11 protein-coding genes are annotated in these 20,156 nt (G+C 50.7%); 3 read left to right on the top strand and 8 right to left on the bottom strand.

What is annotated here, in order from left to right; all coding sequences use genetic code 11:
- Positions 1-75 precede the first annotated feature (75 nt).
- From BLR06_RS08610 to BLR06_RS08600, 3 genes are all read left to right on the top strand, one after another.
- Positions 76-1,038 carry a helix-turn-helix domain-containing protein gene (locus BLR06_RS08610; RefSeq protein ID WP_092071435.1) on the top strand — a complete coding sequence of 321 codons (963 nt, stop codon included), beginning with the start codon at positions 76-78 and terminating at the stop codon, positions 1,036-1,038.
- Between the two features lie 146 nt (positions 1,039-1,184).
- Complete coding sequence (locus tag BLR06_RS08605; RefSeq protein WP_092071431.1) at positions 1,185-2,990, top strand: ABC transporter ATP-binding protein; 1,806 nt, start codon at positions 1,185-1,187, stop codon at positions 2,988-2,990.
- Positions 2,983-4,728 carry an ABC transporter ATP-binding protein gene (locus BLR06_RS08600; RefSeq protein WP_092071428.1) on the top strand — a complete coding sequence of 582 codons (1,746 nt, stop codon included), beginning with the start codon at positions 2,983-2,985 and terminating at the stop codon, positions 4,726-4,728. The genes BLR06_RS08605 and BLR06_RS08600 overlap by 8 nt, the downstream gene beginning before the upstream one ends.
- 101 nt (positions 4,729-4,829) lie before the next feature.
- Here the strand turns inward: BLR06_RS08600 and BLR06_RS08595 are convergent, their stop codons facing one another.
- The 8 genes from BLR06_RS08595 to BLR06_RS08560 all read right to left on the bottom strand — a co-directional run bounded on the left by BLR06_RS08595 (position 4,830) and on the right by BLR06_RS08560 (position 20,089).
- On the bottom strand, positions 4,830-5,789 hold the full coding sequence (locus BLR06_RS08595) for a helix-turn-helix domain-containing protein (protein ID WP_245698087.1): 960 nt from the start codon (positions 5,787-5,789) through the stop codon (positions 4,830-4,832).
- Positions 5,790-6,089: 300 nt separating this feature from the next.
- Positions 6,090-8,084: a TonB-dependent receptor plug domain-containing protein gene (locus BLR06_RS08590; RefSeq protein WP_245698086.1), complete on the bottom strand. Its 1,995-nt coding sequence runs from the start codon at positions 8,082-8,084 to the stop codon at positions 6,090-6,092.
- 57 nt (positions 8,085-8,141) lie between these two features.
- On the bottom strand, positions 8,142-8,705 hold the full coding sequence (locus tag BLR06_RS08585) for an MptD family putative ECF transporter S component (RefSeq protein ID WP_281242276.1): 564 nt from the start codon (positions 8,703-8,705) through the stop codon (positions 8,142-8,144).
- A 32-nt stretch (positions 8,706-8,737) separates the two neighbouring features.
- Positions 8,738-10,204, bottom strand: coding sequence for an ABC transporter ATP-binding protein (locus BLR06_RS08580; RefSeq protein ID WP_092071417.1), 1,467 nt, complete (start codon positions 10,202-10,204; stop codon positions 8,738-8,740).
- Positions 10,205-10,275: 71 nt separating this feature from the next.
- Positions 10,276-11,004: an energy-coupling factor transporter transmembrane component T gene (locus tag BLR06_RS08575; protein ID WP_245698084.1), complete on the bottom strand. Its 729-nt coding sequence runs from the start codon at positions 11,002-11,004 to the stop codon at positions 10,276-10,278.
- A gap of 217 nt (positions 11,005-11,221) precedes the next feature.
- Entirely contained in the window at positions 11,222-16,747 is a 5,526-nt protein-coding gene (locus tag BLR06_RS08570) for a non-ribosomal peptide synthetase (RefSeq protein ID WP_092071411.1), read from the bottom strand.
- Positions 16,748-16,750: 3 nt separating this feature from the next.
- Complete coding sequence (locus BLR06_RS08565) at positions 16,751-18,961, bottom strand: bifunctional Gfo/Idh/MocA family oxidoreductase/class I SAM-dependent methyltransferase (RefSeq protein ID WP_092071408.1); 2,211 nt, start codon at positions 18,959-18,961, stop codon at positions 16,751-16,753.
- A 27-nt stretch (positions 18,962-18,988) separates the two neighbouring features.
- Entirely contained in the window at positions 18,989-20,089 is a 1,101-nt protein-coding gene (locus BLR06_RS08560) for a saccharopine dehydrogenase family protein (protein ID WP_092071405.1), read from the bottom strand.
- Between the last annotated feature and the right edge of the window lie 67 nt (positions 20,090-20,156).

Here is a 20,156-nt window from a genome sequence, read left to right as displayed (position 1 = left end):
TGCCGCAGGGATAAAGGAAATATCAATAATCAGCTAGAACAATAAGATTAACAATAGATATAAGGGTGAGGTAACATGGAAGTCTCACGGAAAGAAAAAAACAGTTACGGTAAGAACATCACGGTGGTCAAGCAAAATGAAGCATGTACCGTATATCAAATGAAAGACGGATCCGGCGAGGGTACTATGACCTGCTACCAGGTGTTTCCCGGCATTGATCTGATCTATAATGATTTTCATATGCCCGGCTGTTTTTCCGAATTTCAGCCGAAAGTAAACATGCTGGGTATTGATCACTGCCGGGAGGGGCGCATTGAGTGGGAATTTCAGAACGGCTCCTATCTGTATTTAGCCCAAGGCGACCTGCAGATTAGTTCAAAAGACAACCATACGGCCGGCTTCGGCTTTCCTCTCAGCCATTATCATGGAATTACAGTGGCAATCTATATTGACGAAGCATTACCAGCGCTAGCCGCTGTTTCTGAAGGGTTTCCGGTTGATATAACTACCTTGCGCGAAAAATTCTGCACCGGTAAACGACCCTTTATTATGCGCGCGCAAGACTCCATTCAGCATATTTTCTCCGAGCTTTACACTGTGCCTGAGCAAATCAAAAAAACCTACTTTAAAATCAAGGTGCTGGAACTGCTGCTGTTTTTGAGCACTGTTGAAGCGCCCTCCGACAGCGGCGATGAGCGCCGCTATTTCCCCCGGAGTCAGGTAAACGCCGTAAAGGCGGTCATGAATTACATCTGTGAAAATCTTGACCGCCGCTTTACGCTTAAGGAACTGTCAGATCGCTTCTGTCTTCCCCTCACTACGCTAAAGCTTTGTTTTAAAGGCGTTTACGGCTGTTCCGTTCAAGCCTACCTGCGCTCCTACCGGATGCAGGCGGCGGCGCTGATGTTGCGCCAGAGCAAGGACAGCATTGCTGTAATCGCCGGCAAAGTCGGTTACGACAATGCTAGTAAATTTGCTGCCGCCTTTAAATTGGTGACCGGACGGTCACCCCAGGAATACCGGAAATCTGTTGTCTGAATGGAGCGACTGCCCTGCTTATGGAGTAGATACTGGCAACAAAACCAACTATACTACGGATTGACCGTTGTTTACGGTCAATCCGTAGTATAGTTTTATGGGAGACGCATAGTTCCCAATATATTAAACACTGAGGAGTGAATACCGTGCAAACAAAGCATTGGTTGAGAACGGTTTTTTCTTTTGCCGCGGAGTGCCGCTGGAAGATGACGACTGCGGTACTGTGCGCCATCTTCAGCGTCGCCGGCGGGTTGCTGCCTTATATCGGCGTATATCAGATCATCCTTTTGTTCCTTGACGGTCGCCCCACGGTTGCCGCTATTTGGCTCTGGGTGGCCGTCTGCCTTGCCGGCCATGTTATTAAACTTCTGTTTTATGCCCTGTCAACGCTGTTGGCTCATTATTCCGCTTACAGCATCCTGGAAAACATGCGCTTGCGGATTGCCGACAAACTGCTGAAGGCTCCCCTCGGCACGGTGCTGAACCAGCCGGCCGGTAAACTGAAAAATATTATTATCGACCGGGTGGAAAGCATTGAAGTCCCGCTGGCCCATATGATTCCCGAAGGCATCTCCAATCTGCTGCTGCCGCTGGCCGTGTTTGCCTATCTTATGATGATTGACTGGCGTATGGCTTTGGCGGCCATGCTCACCGTCCCAATCGCCGCTGCGGCCTATGCAGTCATGCTGAGAAGGTTCAACCGCCGGTACGCCGATTATATGGCGGCGAGCAATCAGGTAAACAGCGTCATTGTCGAATACATTGAAGGAATTGAAGTCATTAAGGCGTTTAACCAGTCCGCCGCCTCTTATGAGAAGTTCGAACAGGCGGTAGAATCGTTTAAAAAGTATACCCTCAACTGGTTCCGCAGCACCTGGAAGCCCATGAACTTTGGCGGTTCGGTCCTTCCTTCCACCCTGCTGGGGACGCTGCCGGCCGGCATGATTCTGTACCTTAACGGCTCACTAAGCCCGGGAGACCTTACCATGTGCTTGATCTTATCTCTGGGCATCGTCGGTCCATTGACCAGCTTTACGGTGCTTGTCAATGACGCCAAAGCGATAGAACACGCAGTGAAGGATGCCGACGTACTGCTCAAGCTGGCGGAACTCCCAGAAGCAGACAAGCCGGTGCAACTGAACGGATTCGATATTGAACTGGCTCATGTAAATTTTTCCTACAACAGGGTTGGATCTTCCCCGGCCGACACGACAGAAAACGTGCTGCACAACATCAATGTAAAGCTCCCCCAGGGCAGCTTTACGGCACTGGTTGGCCCCTCCGGAGGGGGCAAATCAACAGTGGCGCGGCTGATTGCCCGGTTTTGGGATGCCGGCGGCGGCCAAATCACCATTGACGGAATGCCAATTCAGCAGTTGCCGCCGACCCAGCTTGCCAATACTATCAGTTTTGTAACGCAGGATAATTTCCTGTTCAATTGTTCGCTGCGGGACAATATTCGCATGGGAAATCCCCGGGCTTCCGACGAAGATGTGCTGGCGGCGGCGCGAGCGGCCTGTTGTGATGAGTTCATCAGCCGGCTGGAAAAAGGGTATGATACCGCTGCCGGGGAAGCGGGAAAAAAACTATCGGGCGGCGAAAAACAGCGCATCGCCATTGCCAGGGCGATGCTGAAAAATGCGCCAGTCGTCATCCTGGATGAAGCCACCGCCTTTACCGATCCGGAAAGCGAAGCCAAGCTGCAAACAGCCATTGCCGCGCTCACCAAAGGTAAAACTTTGCTGGTCATAGCCCACAGACTTTCCACCATCAAACATGCCGACCAGATCATCGTCATGGAAAAAGGCCGCATTGCCGCTACCGGCAAGCATGCTGAGCTGCTTGCGAGCTGCAAGCTGTATCAAGCGATGTGGACAGCCCATATCGGCGCCAAACGCTGGGCGGCCAACCAGACCGAACCGGTGACTAGCGAGGTGAAGCATTGTGTATAAAGCCGTCAAACGGATCATTGCCTGGTCCGGGCAGCGCAAAAGCCGCTTGTATGCTGGCTTTATCTATTCTTTTTTTCATACCATGTTTACCGCTCTGCCGATCATGGCCGCCGCTTACGGACTCAGCCTCATTCTAGAGGACAGAAACGGTGCGGCTGAACTGACCTCAGCCCACATTCTTAGTCTGGCAGGCTTTGTCCTTTTCGCCGTTGCCGGCAGATTCTGGTTTGCCTATCTGCGGGCCGCCGCGCAGGAGAGCGTAGGCTATGAAACGGCGGCTGAACAGCGACTGGCAATTGGCGCTGCCCTAAAACGGGTTTCCCTGAGTTTCTTCAATGAGAAAAGTGCCGGTGAAATCGCTGCGGCTATCACCACCGATCTGTCATTTCTGGAGCTGTTCGGCATGAAAATGATTGACACTGTGGTAAACGGCTATATCAGCGCCCTGACCCTGGTGTTTTGCTTATCTTTTTACAATATATGGATTTCTCTCATTGCAGCGGCCGGAATTTTGCTGTCAGCCCTGTTTTTGAGTTTGCTGTCGAAGAAAAGCTGGAAAAACGCTCCTGTCCGGCAGCAGGCGCAGGACAATATGGTGGCAGCTACCTTTGAATATATTCGGGGAATGCCGGTAGTAAAGGCGTTTCATCAAAGCGGAGTATCCAGAGAGGGAATTGCGCGGGCCTATCGCCTGAACAAAACTATCAGCGAAAAAATCGAAAAAAACTTTGTTCCTTACAATTGTCTCCATTTGCTGGCGCTTAGGGTGGCGGCTACAACAATGGTTCTGGCTGCGGCACTATTTACGCTGAACGGAACAATGGAGCTTCCGATCATGCTCATGACGGCTATTTTCTCCTTTGTCATCTTCGGGCAAATTGAATCTGTCAATAACGCCGCGCATGTTCTGAGAATCATCGACGCCGTACTGGATAAGCTAGCCGGAATCGAAGCTGCGGCCTACATTGATCAAAATGGCCGGAATATAGAACCATCCGCCTATGATATCCGGTTCCAGAATGTAACCTTTGCGTATGAACAGCGGGCGGTATTAAAAAAAGTGTCGTTCTTCATCCCGGAAAATACGACGGCCGCCATTGTCGGCCCATCAGGCAGTGGCAAAACGACAATTTGCAATCTGCTCGCCAGGTTTTATGACGTCGATCAGGGCAGCATCGCCGTAGGCGGCGTCGATGTAAAGACGATGACCTGCGACAGCCTGCTGAAAAATATCGCCATGGTATTTCAAAACGTCTATTTATTCCGTGATACCCTACGGAATAACATCCGCTTCGGCAAACCGGAAGCCAGCGATGCGGAAATTATCGCCGCTGCCCAAAAAGCCTGCTGCCATGACTTTATTATGGCGCTTCCCGACCAGTACGACACCGTCATCGGCGACGGCGGGTGCACGCTTTCGGGCGGTGAAAAGCAGCGGATCTCCATCGCCAGGGCAATGCTGAAAAACGCTCCCATTATCCTGCTGGATGAAGCCACCGCCAGCGTGGACCCGGAAAACGAACACGCCATTCAACAGGCAATCAGCAGCTTAGTGCAGGGCAAAACGATGATTGTCATTGCCCACCGCCTGGCCACCATCCAAAATGCCGATCAGATCCTGGTCGTGGCTGACGGGTGCATCGCACAACAAGGAACTCATGAGGAACTGCTCCGACAGGAAGGCGTTTACAAACGCTTCTTAGCCCTGCGGCAAGCAGCCGAAGGTTGGAGTATATGAGTCGAAAAAAGCTGTCGCAAAAGAAAATGACTATAGAAGATAAAGACGGCAATCGGTAGCCGTCTTTGGTTGTAAAACGCATGAAGAGAACACCATTGCAGTTACCGGTTCAGATATTCACTGGGACTAACGCCGAATTTCTTACGAAAGGCCAGGGCAAAATAGCTCGCATTGGAATAACCAATAAAAGAAGCCGCTTCCCCTGCTTTCAGTTTTTTCTCTTCCAGTAATTGCCTGGCTAATTCCAGCCGCTTGTCTACAATATAAGCATGCACCGTTTGCCCAAACAGCTGCTTAAAGCCAATTTTTAGTTTAAATTCATTAAGACAAATCTGCTTGGCTAAAACCGCCAGGGTCGGCGGTGAAATGAAATTACGGTCTAGGATTTGCCTGGCCTGAACAATACTGGTTACATCCTGCCGGGACAGGTTTGTACCATCATTGACCGTCCTTCCTCTTTGCTCTACTGTCTCATTCAGATAAATAGCCAGCAATTCCAGCAGCTTCCCTTCCATATAAATGCGTTTTACCGATTGCTGGTAAGGACAATGAATAAGTTGATGCAACACGGTCTTGAGCGCAGGCGACAACTGATAAGTGGCAAAAGCCGTGCTTTTTCCCTGAAAGTAATTGCCGCTTATTCCCCCAACCTTAGCGGGATCAAATTCCACCGTGATAATTTTGTAACGGAGATTGGGCTGAAATTTTACCTGCCTCAAATCTCTGGCGTTAAAAGCCAGAAACTGAGTGGTATTTACCGTGAGTTCTTCTTCTTCCAGGGCAAATTCCCCTGACAGACAAAAATACAGCACTACACGTGGCCGGTTAAAACTGGCCCCGCCGCAGATGCTGTCACAAAAATTCAGTTCAGTTTCTTTGATTTGAGCGAAAGACCCGGTATACAGGCTTATGACCTGTCCATCGCCAAACGTTGAAGACATCCGAATACAATTGGTATTGCTGCCGGGCGAATATAACACATATTTACTGTTATCAGCCAAAACCCAGTGTTCTTCCGTCGCTTTACTTTTTGTCTCCCTGCTTTGCAATCCGCTCATCATACCCTCCCTTTGCTCAAACTGCGCCTGGCGGCTCCGCCGCACAACACAGGACATTCCCTGAAACAAGCAAAAACTACCGGCGGATGATTATTATTATCAATTATAGCATTATTAAATTTGAGATTCAAGGCAATTTGATGAGGAATGCTTACTGCCACCTGCCAAATGATCGCAATCAGGGCCGATCACTGCAAGCCCGGTCATTTCATTAGGCGGCATATGAAGTTTATTCGTAAAATGTTGCCTGTGGATGCATAAAAGTCAGCAGAAAAGCAATTGCTTCTCTGCTGACTTCTTACATTATATCCGCTGATCAATACCTAAGACAACCTGTCTGCCCGGCATCGGATACAAGCCGGTAAATCCGCTGGAATTGCCGTAAGCGCCATGCAGTTCATAAGCTTCGTCCGTCAGGTTGAACACCTTCAGATAAATACGGGTGGTCGGATTAGGTTTATAAATTACCCCCAGGTCGGTCACCCAGTAATTTGAGGCCGTAAAGGCCTGACGATTTCGCCCGGTAGCTCCCCGAAGCGCGAAATCAGCCGCCCATTTGTCCTGTTCATACTGCAATCCCAGCCGGTAGCCATGTGGCTCGTTGTTGTTGATTTCTTCCCTCTTGGTTTCTCCGTCTTCCTCAATTTTTATATAAGAATAGCCTGCTGTTGCCTGCCACTGCGGCGACAGTCTGTGCTTGAGGCTCAGGTCCAGGCCCTTTCGCTTCAGCTCATTGACATTTCTCCATTGATACTTATTCTGGCCAACCTCAACAAAGTCAAGCGCATCGTCAAGCCGGCTGCTGAACACGCTCGCCTGCAGCTCGGTGCCCTGACTCAGGCGGGTATTCACGCCCAGCGTGATCACATCGCCCGTTTCCGGCTTAAGCTTCAAATTGGGAACCATGAAGCCGCTGCCGTAAACATCGGCAATAAACGGCGTTTTGAAAATCTGGCCCCAGGATGCATACACATTGGTCGTCTCGTTTAACTCGCGGTTTGCCGTAACTCTGGCCGTGGTTTTATCGCCGAACAGGGTATAATCGTCATAGCGCACCCCGGCCGTCAGCGACCAGTTCTGCGGCAGCCGCCAGTTGTTCTCCACAAAAAAGGCCCGGTTGGAAATCTTTTTGCCCTTATAATTGTAGCCCGTTACCCCCATAAAGGGAATATCATACTCCTTGGAGTCAGCCGTCACCTGCCGCCAGGAAGCGCCGCCCAGCAGAGTATGACTGCCGCTGAGCTGCCAGGTCTGCTGCCATTCGGCGCCGTCGGCCTGATTGGTATAGGACTGACTGTTAAAATAATAGTCCGGATAAAACATGTTCATATGATTGTTATAATCATAACTCAAGTAATTGCGGTATACCCGGATAAAGCTGTTGGCTTTTTCTCCCTGATTCCAGCGATACGTCAGCGAAACGTTGTTTTCCGTATAAGTTTTGACTATATTAGCGAAATAGTTAGTATTTCCGCCGGAAGCAACATAAACATCATAATCAGGCATAACGTTAAAGCCCTTTTGCCCGTCCATATGATCAACCGTCAGCGTCAGCAAACGGCCATTGCCCAACTCCTTGTCCAGCCGGAAATTCACTTTATCCTGGTCAAGCGCGGTGTTGGCCGCCCTTGCATCCTTTTTGCCGCTGAAGCCGCTGTGAAACTGGTAGTCATCCTGACGTTCCCGTTCAACATTCAGACGGAAACTGACATCGCCGTTGCTGTCCTCGGTTGTCAGCCGGTAACGGCGCAGTCCCCAGTTGCCGGCTTCCGCTGAATAACGGGTCACCGGACCGTCGCTTTTGCGCGTGATAATGTTGATTACCCCGCCTACCGCGTCGCTGCCGTACAGCGCGGAAGCCGGTCCCCGAACAATTTCAATTCGTTCAATGTTGTCCACAGGAGGAAGATTGCCCATATCGGCGCCCGACTGCCCCATATGCATGCCGCCGCCCTTCCAGTTGACTTCACGCCCGTCGACCAGCACCAGCACGCGGACGTCGCCATTAATGGTCGGAACACTGGCGGTACGGTCGTTCTGTATACTTATGGTGGTGTTTTTCAGGGCGTCAGGAACGCTGACGGCTCCGCTTCTTTCAATTTCCTCGCGCGTAACCACCGTTATGCTGGCGCCTGTTTCCGTCTTTTTCATCGGCATCCTGCTGGCCGTCACTACATACTCGTCAAAACTGAACTCCTGTTCCTGCTCTTCGGCGGCAAAAGCCGCCGTACTATAAAGCAGTACTACCCCGCCTGCCAGAACGCAGGCCAAACGCCGTTTTTGTCTTTTTTTCATCATAAACCACCCCATTCATTAGTCACACCACTAAAAAATCATCTGTGAGATTATTTAAAATTATACAATGCCGGCTTTACTAAAATGCGACTGAATCAGCCGCCTGCCCCATAGACTGCCCAAATAAGCGGAAACAACCGTCAGCAGGCAGATAAGCGCAAACATGGCCGGATTCATCAAATCCAGGCAGCCCTGCAGCACCGCCAGTTGTTCGCTTCCGTTCGGCGCCTGCTGCGCCAGATAAGCCTCTTTCATAAAGGTAAGGGGAAAGCCCTCCCCGACGGCGAAGCCCAGCATATAGCAGGCAAAGCCGGTTGCGGCGGCGGCAAAGCTTTTCCGGCCCAGCAGTCGAAAGACGCCCTCGGCCAAAACGCCTCCGGCAAAAATACTCAGTCCAAAAACGCCGGCCGGAGCCATATTCAGCATAACCAGCCCCAGCAGCGCTCCGCTAATGATGAAAATTCCATGCAGCGGCGCTTTAGCGATCATCAGCATAAAAATAATGCCTCCCGGAATGGCTAAAAGGATCGGCATTAAAACCAAAATCACCGGAACCAGTCCAATAGTAAAACCCAGCAATAGGCAAATTCCAATAAATAACGCATTAAAAATACCAATGGTAATTAAGTAACGTACAGCCTGATTATTTTGCGGAGCTATGGCAATTCCTCCCTTTCTTCGTATTTATAAAGCTCCGGCAAATGCCGGTCGCTCAGCCGACCGTGTTCCGACAAATGGTAAATCTGGTCAAAAGTGGCTGCTGCAAACTCAGTGTCGTGAGTAATTACAAAAATACAACGCCCATCCCGGGCCAGTTTCTTGATCATGCCGCTGACTTTGGCCATGTTTTCTCCATCCAGTCCGCTGGTAGGCTCATCCAGAAACAATAAACCGGCATTTCGCATACAAGCCACAGCAATTGCCAGACGCTGCTTTTGTCCACCGGAAAGAGCCGCGGGATGAGCTGATTTTACGCAGTCAAGCTGAAAGAAGCGAAGATACTCTTCCGCCTTGTTCACCATATCGGCGGATGCCTTGCTGCCCAGCAAAAGTTCCTCCCATACACTTGGTGCAAACAGCTGATAGTCCACATCCTGCATCACATAGAAGGACTGGCGCCGGCGAGTCCGGCTGCCGGCCGGAACCCCGTCAATCAGAATTTTTCCTTTGGCCGGTTTTTCCAGTCCCATCAGCACCCGCAGCAATGTGCTTTTCCCTGCCCCGTTTGTCCCCATAATACCAATGACTTCTCCGCGATCAGCCTGTAAAGAAATATCATTCAAAACCGGTGTTCCTCTGTTGTAGCCAAAGGAGATATCCACAGCCTCTAAAAAAGGCGCCTTCACTGCCGAGCCAGTCTCCTTGATTCCCGGGCGCAGGACCGGCCTGTCCAGGCCGCGAAAGCCCTTATTACGCAGCCACTGCGCCGGTTTTGTAAAAAAAGAGTTAGCGCTGTATTCCTCTTTCCATAGCCCGCCCTCCAGAAGAACTACGCGGTCGGCCGACCCTTTCAAGTAGGAAAGCCTGTGCTCGGCAATAATGATCGTATGGCCCTGGGCTTTGAGTGTTTTCAATATCGCCGCAAGCTGCTCCGTTCCAGCGTCATCCAAATTGGCGGACGGTTCATCCAAAACGTAAACTTGCGGCCCCAGCGCATAAACGGAGGCGATCGCCACTTTTTGCTTTTCTCCGCTGGAGAGAGCGAACAGCGATCTGGTCAGCAATCCGCCGAGGCCCAGTTCCCGAACAGCCGTTTGAATTTGCTCCTGCATGACGCGCCGATCGAGCCCATAGTTTTCACTGGGAAAAGCAAGCTCACTCAGTACCTGCAAGGTAAAAAACTGGGAACGCGGGTCCTGAAAAACAGAACCCGTCGTGCGGGCGATTTCCCGGATGGACGCTGTCTTGACATTCCGGCCCCCGATAATAACCTCGCCCCGTAATTCAGCGTCAAAAAAATGGGGAATCAGGCCGTTTATCAAACGGGTTGCCGTCGTTTTTCCACAGCCGCTCTTGCCAGCCAGGACAACAAATTCCCCTGGTTTGACCTGCAGACTGAAATCGGTAAGCGATTCCCTGCCGCTGCTCCTGTAAGTCACGTATACATGCTGGAATTGAATCACCGTCTTTTCCCGTTCCCCTTTCTATGCAAACCTCAAAAACAACTGCTGCAGCGTTTTTTCCGGATAGGCTTCTATCTAAATGGTAGATAATGAAACAAAACAAACAGCGCGGCAATCATTGCCCAAACACTACAGCAAACGGCATCGCTTTTCTCAAACCGGACTTCGCTGAAGGAGGTCCTGGCACATCGCTCATCAAGTCCCTTGCACAACGCCGCCGCCGACAATTCATCCGCCAACTTGGCGCTGCGGATCAGCAGCGGAATCATCATCATTTCAACCGTCCGCCCAGGGTGCAACGCCATTCCGGCGAAGGAAACGTTAAGTCCTCTCATTGTCATACTGTCCCTGATATACTTGATTTCCCCCTGCAGCGTGGGAATATAGCGATAAACCACCGCCAAAGGAATGATGAGCATTTTCGGTATGTGCATCTGCCCCAGAGCGGTCATTAGTTCATTCAAAGGAGCTCTTTCCAAAAGGATGACGTAAGCCATGTAAACAGGAATAAGTCGGAAAATCAGAAGAATGAGCATTGAAAATACCATACTGACCGATTGTACCGGCAAAAAGCGGAAAAATTCAATGAGCACCAGCAGCACCGCATAGGCTGCGCTAAAAGCAAGCGCTGCCGCCGTCATTTTTTGCCAGGCCATAACAGCGCTAAGAAAGATAAATAAAACAAACAGTTCAAGCCGGCTGCCGCACAAAAAAGTCAGTAATGAGACGATGATAATTAAAAACAGCCATACCCGCGGATCAGGCTTGGACGCCTTAAAATCAATGACCTCTGTCATCATGTCCTCCTTTCCGCAAATTTGATAACGATTATCTGTTTCATTGTTTAATTATACCTAGTTAAAAAAGAACGCTTCTACCTGTAAACGGATTTGATGAACAGTAAACGGATTTTTTACTATTTGCCAGCAAACATACCTCACGGCTTAAAAAGAGGATATCGTCCGGCACTGCGAATTACCGGACGATATTATGCTCAGGACCATAACGTATGAGTGTTCAATCCCGGTTTAAGGGTGCTGCTATCATTTGAGCAAGGTTACTCACCTTAGGTTCTTCCTCAATGCAAGTAAAATGGTTCCCTTCGATTTCGGCCACGTCCAAGTCGCCAAGACAAATTTCCCGCCAGAAGTCAGCGGTCATTTCATTTGGTCCAGGCAAAAAGCTAAAGGGTTCCAAAGTCAGTAGCAAACGGATATTCCCCAGATAAGGCGCAGGTGTAAAGCACGCAGCCTTGAAACTCTGACAATAAACCTGAAACAGACCTTCAGCCATTTCGACCGGCATTTGCTCACCATGAACAGTATTCATTGTATTGACATAAGCTGTAAAACGTTCTCTTTTACTAAGAAGCGACAAGCGCCGGAATAACGCGCCAACCTGATCCAGTTCTTCATCACCGCCAATTGTGCAAACAGCTCCTGGCGGAACATGGTTGTCATGCTTTGCAAGAAGCTGTAAAAAACCCCGCGCCAAAGCCGACTGTCCAACTGCGCCAAACCCAGCCTGTTCAAAGCTGATCTTCAGATTGGCGACAAACAGCGCTTCTATAAGAAGGTCATCCTTAATCTCAAAAAGCATAGGCGGAATATCAATAAGTACCAAATCCGCCAGGTCTACCCCATTTTCCACCAAACGCCTGGCAACTTCAACGGCGATCAACCCTCCCATAGAATAACCGATCAGCTGCATTTTCTTGTAGCCGCTGGCGAGCAGGCGCGAGGCATAATCATCGGCTACGGCTTCTATGAGTTTCTCCGGTTCATGCGCGCAGTACCGTTCAGTATCCGCGATAGCAACCCCCATTACGCAGCCCAGATTCTGCGCTTTAAGATGTTCCAACAGCCGCCGGAAGGTGTCCATCGTACCTAGAACGGCGTGGAAAACAACTCTGAGCAGCCCGGTCTCCTCTCCGCCGAAATTAGTAAGCACCGCATTGCTGGAGCTTGTGCTTTGCGCTTCCGGCAACAGCTTATCATTGGAAAGCTCCGTTTTCTGGCGATAGGAACGGATAAACTCGGCTAAACCGGCAATTGTTGGAAAGTTGAGCATTTGCCTAAGTAAAACGTCATACGGAATTTGGCCGTAAGCAGCATCCGCCATAAACCGGTCCCGCAACCTCCCGGCCACTTGCGCCATGATCAAAGAGTCAGCGCCATAATCGTAGAAGTTTTGATTTCTTCCCAGCGCAGAAACGCCTAACGCCTCAGACCAGAGTCTGGCAAGCTGTGCTTCAAGCAAATCCTTGCTTTTTTCAGACGGTTCCGTGTCCAAATTTCCTGCAATTTGGGCAGGTCGCCACTTGGCCAATTCCTTTCTGTCAAGCTTTCCATTCCCTGTAAGCGGCAGTTCGTCAGCAATCTGCAGATGGGAGGGCAGCATATAACCCGGCAGGCGGTTAGCAAGAAACTCCATTAATTCCGGCGCGCAAACCGGAATCTTGTCCTGTTTTAACCGTTTGGCGAATAGATGGACGCCCAAAGCAGTAAGCTTATGGCCTGCCTCAGGCAGGGCTAAAACAGGTCCATCACCGTACTCTTTTAGCACCTCCAGCCAATCGCGCCGGTTCAGATAAGAAGAATATCCCGCCCGCAAGCTATCCCCGGGTTCTGTCATCATAAACGCTTGAGAAATTAGAATCCAGGCGTGTTCCTCCGTTGGTTCGGTAAATACCAGCCAGCCGCCCGGACAAAGCAGCTCCTTTACCCGGTTCATGCTAGCCGGAATATCACGGGCGTTTTCCAGTACCCCGGCGGCTAATACAACATCGAAGCTGTTTGGCGTCAAACCTTGCGCCCGATAGTCCTTATCTACATCAAAAATACCAAAGCGGACTCCCGGGAACTGTCCGAAGCGAGATTTGGCCGCTGGAAGAAAAAAGGACACGGCATCAGTAAAAAGATAATCGATTTCTACTCCATCAAGAGCTTGCAGTATCCTTTCCGTAGTCGCTCCTGTGCCGGCTCCAACCTCCAAAATCCGTAATGGCTGACCCGGCTTGCCTGCTGCAATGCGTTTTAAAAGTGTACTCATGCAGTCATTCAGATAGTTGGCCATTACATGATCAATATAGATAGCCTGCACATATTCAGTTCTGCCTTCCGGAAACAACAGGGATGCCGGATCCTGCCGCCCGCTCAGCAAATTCAGCAGTTCATCGGCATTACGACGAATATAGGCGATAAACTTCGCCGAGCCAAGCTTTTCATTCCAAGCCGCCTCAGCCTGCCGCCAATATCCAGCTACTGTCTTTATGTCGGCAGCGTTCGGGCAGCTAAACTGTTGTTCAGGGTTTTCCAGCAGCAAACCGGCATCGGCCAGCTTGGCGATCCAGCGCCGTACCAGCCAGTGAAATGGAGGCAGTATGCCATCGGCCTGCAGAATGTCTTCAATAGTATAGGCAGCATCACAACTGGAAAACAGCCCTAAACGCCTTAGCGTATACAGCATTGTATGGAGAGCTGCTTGTTCAAGGCATTGTGCCGCCCAATCAACCTCAGCCTTGTCGAGACCGGTTGCTACAGCATCGGCCAGTTCATTAATTCCGGCTGTTAAGGCCTGAAATGCCGATTGCTCCGCATCGCTTTGCCGTTCTTGCGTACGGATTTCGGCAACAGCCAATAACTCTTTATCATTACCGGAGCCATCAATTGTAACGCCGGCGGCTGAAACAGCCGGATGTTTTAGCAGCACGGCCTCAATTTCACCAAGCTCAATTCGATGCCCTTTGATTTTAACCTGATTGTCTCTCCGTCCCAGGAACTCAATCTCGCCGCCAGGTGTATATCGCCCCAGATCCCCGGTGCGGTAAAGCCGCTGTCCATCTTCAGGATGGAGGAAAAAACGTTCTGTGGTAATTTCAGGATCGCCCAGGTAGCCTTCTGCCAAACCCAAACCTGTAATATACAGTTCTCCGGCAACCCATACAGGACAATCACGCTTGGCCGTATCCAGCACACGAAACCCTTGGTTTGCCAGCGGTCGGCCGTAGGGAATGCTGCACCATCCGTCTTCAAGCCCCTTATAGACATGATAAATAGACCAAATGGCCGCTTCAGTGGCGCCACCCAGGCTAACAACCTGCACGCCCGGCAAACGTTGACCAACCATATCCGGCAGAGTCAGCGGAATCCAGTCGCCGGAAAGCAGGGCCAGACGCAATTGCGGCAGCGAGGCCGTCTGCTCTGAATGTAAATAAGTAATCAGCATCTGCATCAAGGCCGGTACGGAGTTCCACACAGTAACCTCATACCGGGACATAAGCTCAACCCAGTGTGACGGATCGTTGCGTCTGTCAGAATCGGGATAAACCACAGCGCCTCCTGCTATCAAGGGACCAAAGATATCATACACCGACAGGTCAAAACTCAGCAGGGCCAAGCCTAGGACCCTGTCGCTCTGAGTAACCCCGAAGCGGCGATTTATATCAGCTACGGTATTGGCGGCCGCACGGTGGCTGATCACTACGCCCTTGGGGGTTCCGGTGGAGCCGGAAGTATAGATAATATAAGCAGGCAAATCAAGATGCTCTTCACCTGAAACGACGGGAGTACGCCGCGCCTCTAATTTGTCCACTTCTATTGTTTGTACCGTCTCCGGCCAGCTTAACCAAGCGGCTGAGCACGTCAAAGCAAACCGCACATTTGCCTGCTCCAGCATAACCGCCCGCCGCAATTCCGGCTGCTTTATGTCAATTGGAACATAAACGGCTTCTGCCAGCAATACCCCGAGTACTGCCGTAACTTGGTGCACGCCCTTATCCATAACAATTGCTACCCGGTCCTGAACCGTACAACCCCGCTGCTTTAATTCTTCCGCCACAGCCGCCGCCCGTTGAACCAGCTGAGCATAACTGACCTGTTCCCCGGAATCAATAACCGCTGCAAGATCCGGCGTTTTTTCCGCCTGAGCCAGCACCTGACGATGCAGTTGCCGCACCGGAAAAATTTCTTTGGTGGCATTGATTTTTTGTCTTTCAGCCAATTGCCAATCAGGCAAAGCTACGTTTTCTTCCGTTTCCCAGACCTGTCGTGTTCCGGCCAGCGCCCGCAACAGTTTTTCAAACGCAGCGAACATATCGTCCGCCATTCCGTCCGGAAAAACGCCTTCACGTACATCCCAGTTGACTTGCAGCCCGGCCGGACTGTCCATCGCCTGACAATCAATGAAAACCTGTGGAGTCTGGCTAACGCCGAACCCGCCCAGTTCGCCCTGCAGACGCTTTTCTGCTGAAGCCTCAACCAGGCCGATAGCGCTGGTAAACACCAACGGCATCAAGGCGGCTTCCCGACCGCTCCGGCGCGCTACTTCCCGCAGAACTTCCACTCCGGAAAATAGACGATGCTCCAAATCCCTTAGTAATTGTTTCTGTAAGCGTTTCGCCTGCTCTGTAAAGGAATTTTTGCTGTGCCAGTCAATTGCCAGCAAGCTGACAGATGTGAAATCGCCTACAATATCGTTAACCTGCGGATGCAGCGGCAACCGGTTCAGCAAAGTAAGATTCAGACAAAACTCCCTGTTCTCGCTCCATCTTTCGATTACAGCCGCATAGGCGGCTAATACTACTGCTGTTGGCGTTAAGCCCGCCTGCTGGGCATATTGCTTAAGACTGTCCCAGCTCTTTTTATTCAAACGCAGCATACGCCGCCGAAATCTTACGGCTGCAGTTTTTTCCTGTTGCCTGGCTAAAGGCAGAACCGGAGCTGATGGTAAAGCGGCTATCCGCTGAAGCCAGTAGGCTTTATCGCGCAAATAGGCCGTGCCTTCCCGCATATTCCGTTCAGCAAGCAGATAGTCACGAAAATGAATTGTAAGCTCGGGCAAGCGCCGCTCAGGCGCTTGATAAAGCACCTCAAATTCCTCTAGAAGTTTCCAAATGCTAAACCAATCGGCAATCAGCAAATCCATAGAAAGGTGCAGCACCGTGTAGTTGCGGGTTTTGGTGACGGCAATATCAAACAACGGCCATTGATCGGTCCGGTAGAGGCGGTGTCCCATTTCTTCCCGGATTTCTTTAAATTTGTACGCTGACTTTTCCTCATCCCAGCCACTGGCGTCACTAAAAGTGATTGCAAAATCAGAAACCGACCGCCTGACCTGCTGGTATCCCTCCGGATGTATGGTCGATCTCAGCATATCATGCCTTTGGATAAGCTGATTCCAGACTGCCTCTGTTCGTTTGGGGTCGAGTTCCTGATAATTCAGTTCCATATAGATATGGCAGGCCACACCGCCGTAGCTGAACAGTCCCTGCCGTCCTAATAAATAAGCCGACTGTACATCGGTAAGGGGGAATGGGTCAAACCGCTCTTCAGGTGCCGACGTGACGGTGGCCGGTACAGCTTCGGACTGCAGCAAATGCAAAAGATCGTTTTTGTAATCTTTTAGCGCCTGCAAATCACTATTTTTTAACAAGCCTTTTGGCGCCCGGTAATGCAGCTTGCCTTGCTCCGCCCATACCGAAGCGCCTTCGCTGCGCAGTCGTGTCAGCAATTCCGCCGGATTGACTTTAGCCTTCTGCAGCATAAATTACACTCCTTTCCGCACAATAAATAGTTTTTGTCCCATCAGAGCAAGCGGATGTTCCTCGCCAGGCAGCATCTTAACATCCTGCGCGCCGGCTTGGCGAAATACATGCAACCACTGCTCTGTGGATAAAAAAGTTGTTTTTGTATTTTTCCTGTCATCTTCCGGGCGGGTCATCATAAATGCCTGTGAAATCAGCATTTCCGGAAACTCGCGCACAGGCTCCGTGATTAACAGCCATCCTCCCGGCGCAAGAGCAAGCATAAGATTCTGCATGGTCTGATTCACGTTGCGGGCATTGTTCAGCATACCTGCCGCAATCACGATATCAAAGGGTTCGGTCAGACCCTGAGAAAAAAGGTTCTCGTCAATGTTGACAACACGAAACTCCATCCAGGGACATTTTTTAAAACGTTGACGCGCTTGGGCCAGAAAAAAATTTGAAATGTCGGTAAATAAGTAGTCAAAACTAATTTGCTCTGCGGCAGCGTTTAAGCTGTTGACAACCACATCAGTAGTAGCTCCAGTCCCGGCGCCAAGCTCCAGTAGATGCAATTTTTCCCTCTTACTGCTATTGACAATGTCCATTACCGTCTCCGCGACCGCCTGGTTAAGAAAGCGTGCGATCATAGTATCACGGTACAAGGCGCTGGCGATGTCCATGCGCCCCTCGGGAAATAATAACAATGCCGCTTGCTGTGCGCCGCTCAGCAACTGGGGAAGTTGTTCAGCATTGCTGATCAAATATTCTATGGTGAGAGGCGAGCCCAGTTTTCCGTTCCACGCCTCTTTCACCAATTCCCACCGGTTAAGCATCATCGCCGCTGTCACCGGTGCGCCCCCCCCAAAGCAACCGTCATACCGGGTGAGCCAGCCACGCTCGGCAAGCAGCTGCAGCCAGCGCAAAACTAAGTGTTGATGGCGGGAAGCCACCTGTACAGTCGAGAAGATATCCTCTATGCGGTATTTCTGCTTTGCCTTATCCAGCGTTCCCTGCGACTGCAACGCAAATAACATGGAAGACAAGGCTGCCTCTTCCAGACGGTTAAGGCATTCACGCACCTGACCGGCATTAAGGCCCGCCATCCCTGCCAGCGGCTTGCCTCCGGCGCATTCCTCCCGCTCTTCGTCAACAGCCGCAGCCGTTTGGTGCAATACGTCCGATGCCAGCGGCTGGTGGATGTGGTGGGAACGCAGGACCGGATAGCCTAATGCGCCGGTCACATCCTGCCACAGACGGGCGACAAGCAATTCCTGCTGCGCTCTTGTATCCATGGATGATCCTTCCCGTATCATGTCTCTCATCATAGTCAGATCCCGGCCAATTGCCTGAGGCCATTGGCGCAGAAGAATGTCCTGATAGCTGTCGGCCGGCGCCGGTCCCAAAAGCTGCGTGCTATGCTCCAATAAATAGCCGGGCGGAGAGACGGAAAACTCACCGGCAAGATCGTGATGCTCAGGAACATGTAAACGCGGTTGCCAAATAACCGGTCCGTGCGTATCCACAAGCGATAAACTACCGCCGTCAACTCCGATGGTCAGGCGGTGCAGCAAGTGAAGATGGTTGTCGGAATCCTGGGGATCTACTTCATTATGTGCTCTCAAGATCATAGGAATATTGCCTAGAACACCAGTTAATAGCTGAAAAGGCCCCTCATTTTTAACCGCCTGATTTACCTTCCAGGGACGCAGGGACGGCAATGCGTCCAGCAAAATGTGCATCAGGGGGAAAGAAACCTGAGTGGCGCAGGCGGCGTCAAGGTACAACGCTTGCTGCAGCTCCAGTATATGCCGTGCGCAAGCAATAAATCGGCGCACGGCAGGTAAATGTACGTATAGATCGCCGGTTCGGAAGTATACGCCGTTTTTTCGCGCCATTCTCAGACAATCAGCCAAATCTTTATGATGAACAGGCTGCTCCTGAATAACGTGAATGCCGCGACTTAACAAGCTTAACGACACCGCAGTGCCATCACCGCCCATAACGCCGGAACGCAGCACCACGCAGGCGAGGTCAGTGTCGGCAGGCAGCTGGCCGACGTCGGTATACAGCTCAATACCGTAGCGTTCGGCGCATTTTTGTGAACGCACACTGCCTTTCGCCAGCAAACCTGTTAATTTAAACTGCCCCGGCAGTGCATTCAGCGCTTCCATATAGAATTGTCCAAACCGCGAACCGCATACCACGGTTCGCAACTGCTGATTGCCGCTCAATTCGTCCCACCTCCGCTTTATTCTCCGTTAGTGTAGTTTCAGCTCAATATTTTGTTCGGTTAATGCCTCGACCACTTTAGCCGCTTCGACCCCTTCGGCTGCAAAAAAACAACCGCTTTTCTCCTGCTTTCCTTCAATGATCATTCTGGCTACATTTGCAGCAACCTTACCGGATAGAGCATTCCAATCGCTTCTATACAGCAGGTTGGCGGCTAGCCGTACACGCCGGCCGCTTTTATTTCCGGCCGCAATTAAATGAAACATAGTAAAATCGTCAATCGCTTTTCTCCTGATATCGAATTGTTCCGCCAGTTTTTTTGCAGAAGCTTTTTTCTGTTCTTCAGTCTTATATTGTTTCATTGCTTTAATCATCACCAACGTATGGAATGCGGCTTTATTGGCATACGTATTGTAAAAACGAGCCGATTGAATAGGATAACATTTGGCCATCTGCTCAAATTCCCGGCTGATCACCGGATAAGTATCAAGCTGGCCGGCGGGATACGGCAGCGTGTAGCTAGTGTGAAAATTGCCGCTGATCCTTTTTACCGCGCCATGCTGATAGCAGGTCATGCCTGATCCGCTGTCCGCTTCAATACCGCATACAATGTCATAGGCTGCATTCAGGGAAAACGCCCCCTGACCAGCAAAAAACAGTTCCAGTGAATCCATATCATCAAAATACTTTTCGGCAATGTAAGCCGGAAACAGCTCGGATAAACCAGGGTACACCCCGGAGGCGACAACAAACAATAAATTGTTTTTCACTATTTCCTGCTCTCTCCGCCGTAATTGCTGCAGCAATACCTCGCCGCCGGAAGCATCAACGTAATGAACCCTTTGCTCTATCGCGGCCTGGGCAATCGTATCTGAAATTTTATTTGCCGGTCCCGCGCAATTGACAACGATATCACAATTACCGCAAAAGCGGTGAAGCATTTGCCGGTCATAAATATCCACCTGGAAGCAGTCGCCTTTTGCAGTTGTTTCAGGAAAAAGCTGGCAGATTTTAGTTATATTCCGCCCGCCCAGAACGATATTATGACCTGTAAACGCGAGCAGAGTTCTGACCGCCTCTTGACCCACATAGCCTGTCGCTCCCAAAATCCCTATTGTTTTTTTATCCAATGATCATTCTCCTTCCAGCATCCAGACTGAAATGTTCCTGATAGGACCATGACGAAGCCCCGCCTTC

Source organism: Dendrosporobacter quercicolus (genome assembly GCF_900104455.1).
GTDB lineage: Bacteria > Bacillota > Negativicutes > DSM-1736 > Dendrosporobacteraceae > Dendrosporobacter > Dendrosporobacter quercicolus.
Note: the sequence above shows the minus strand (reverse complement) of the source record. Positions and strands in the feature narration are given on the sequence as shown.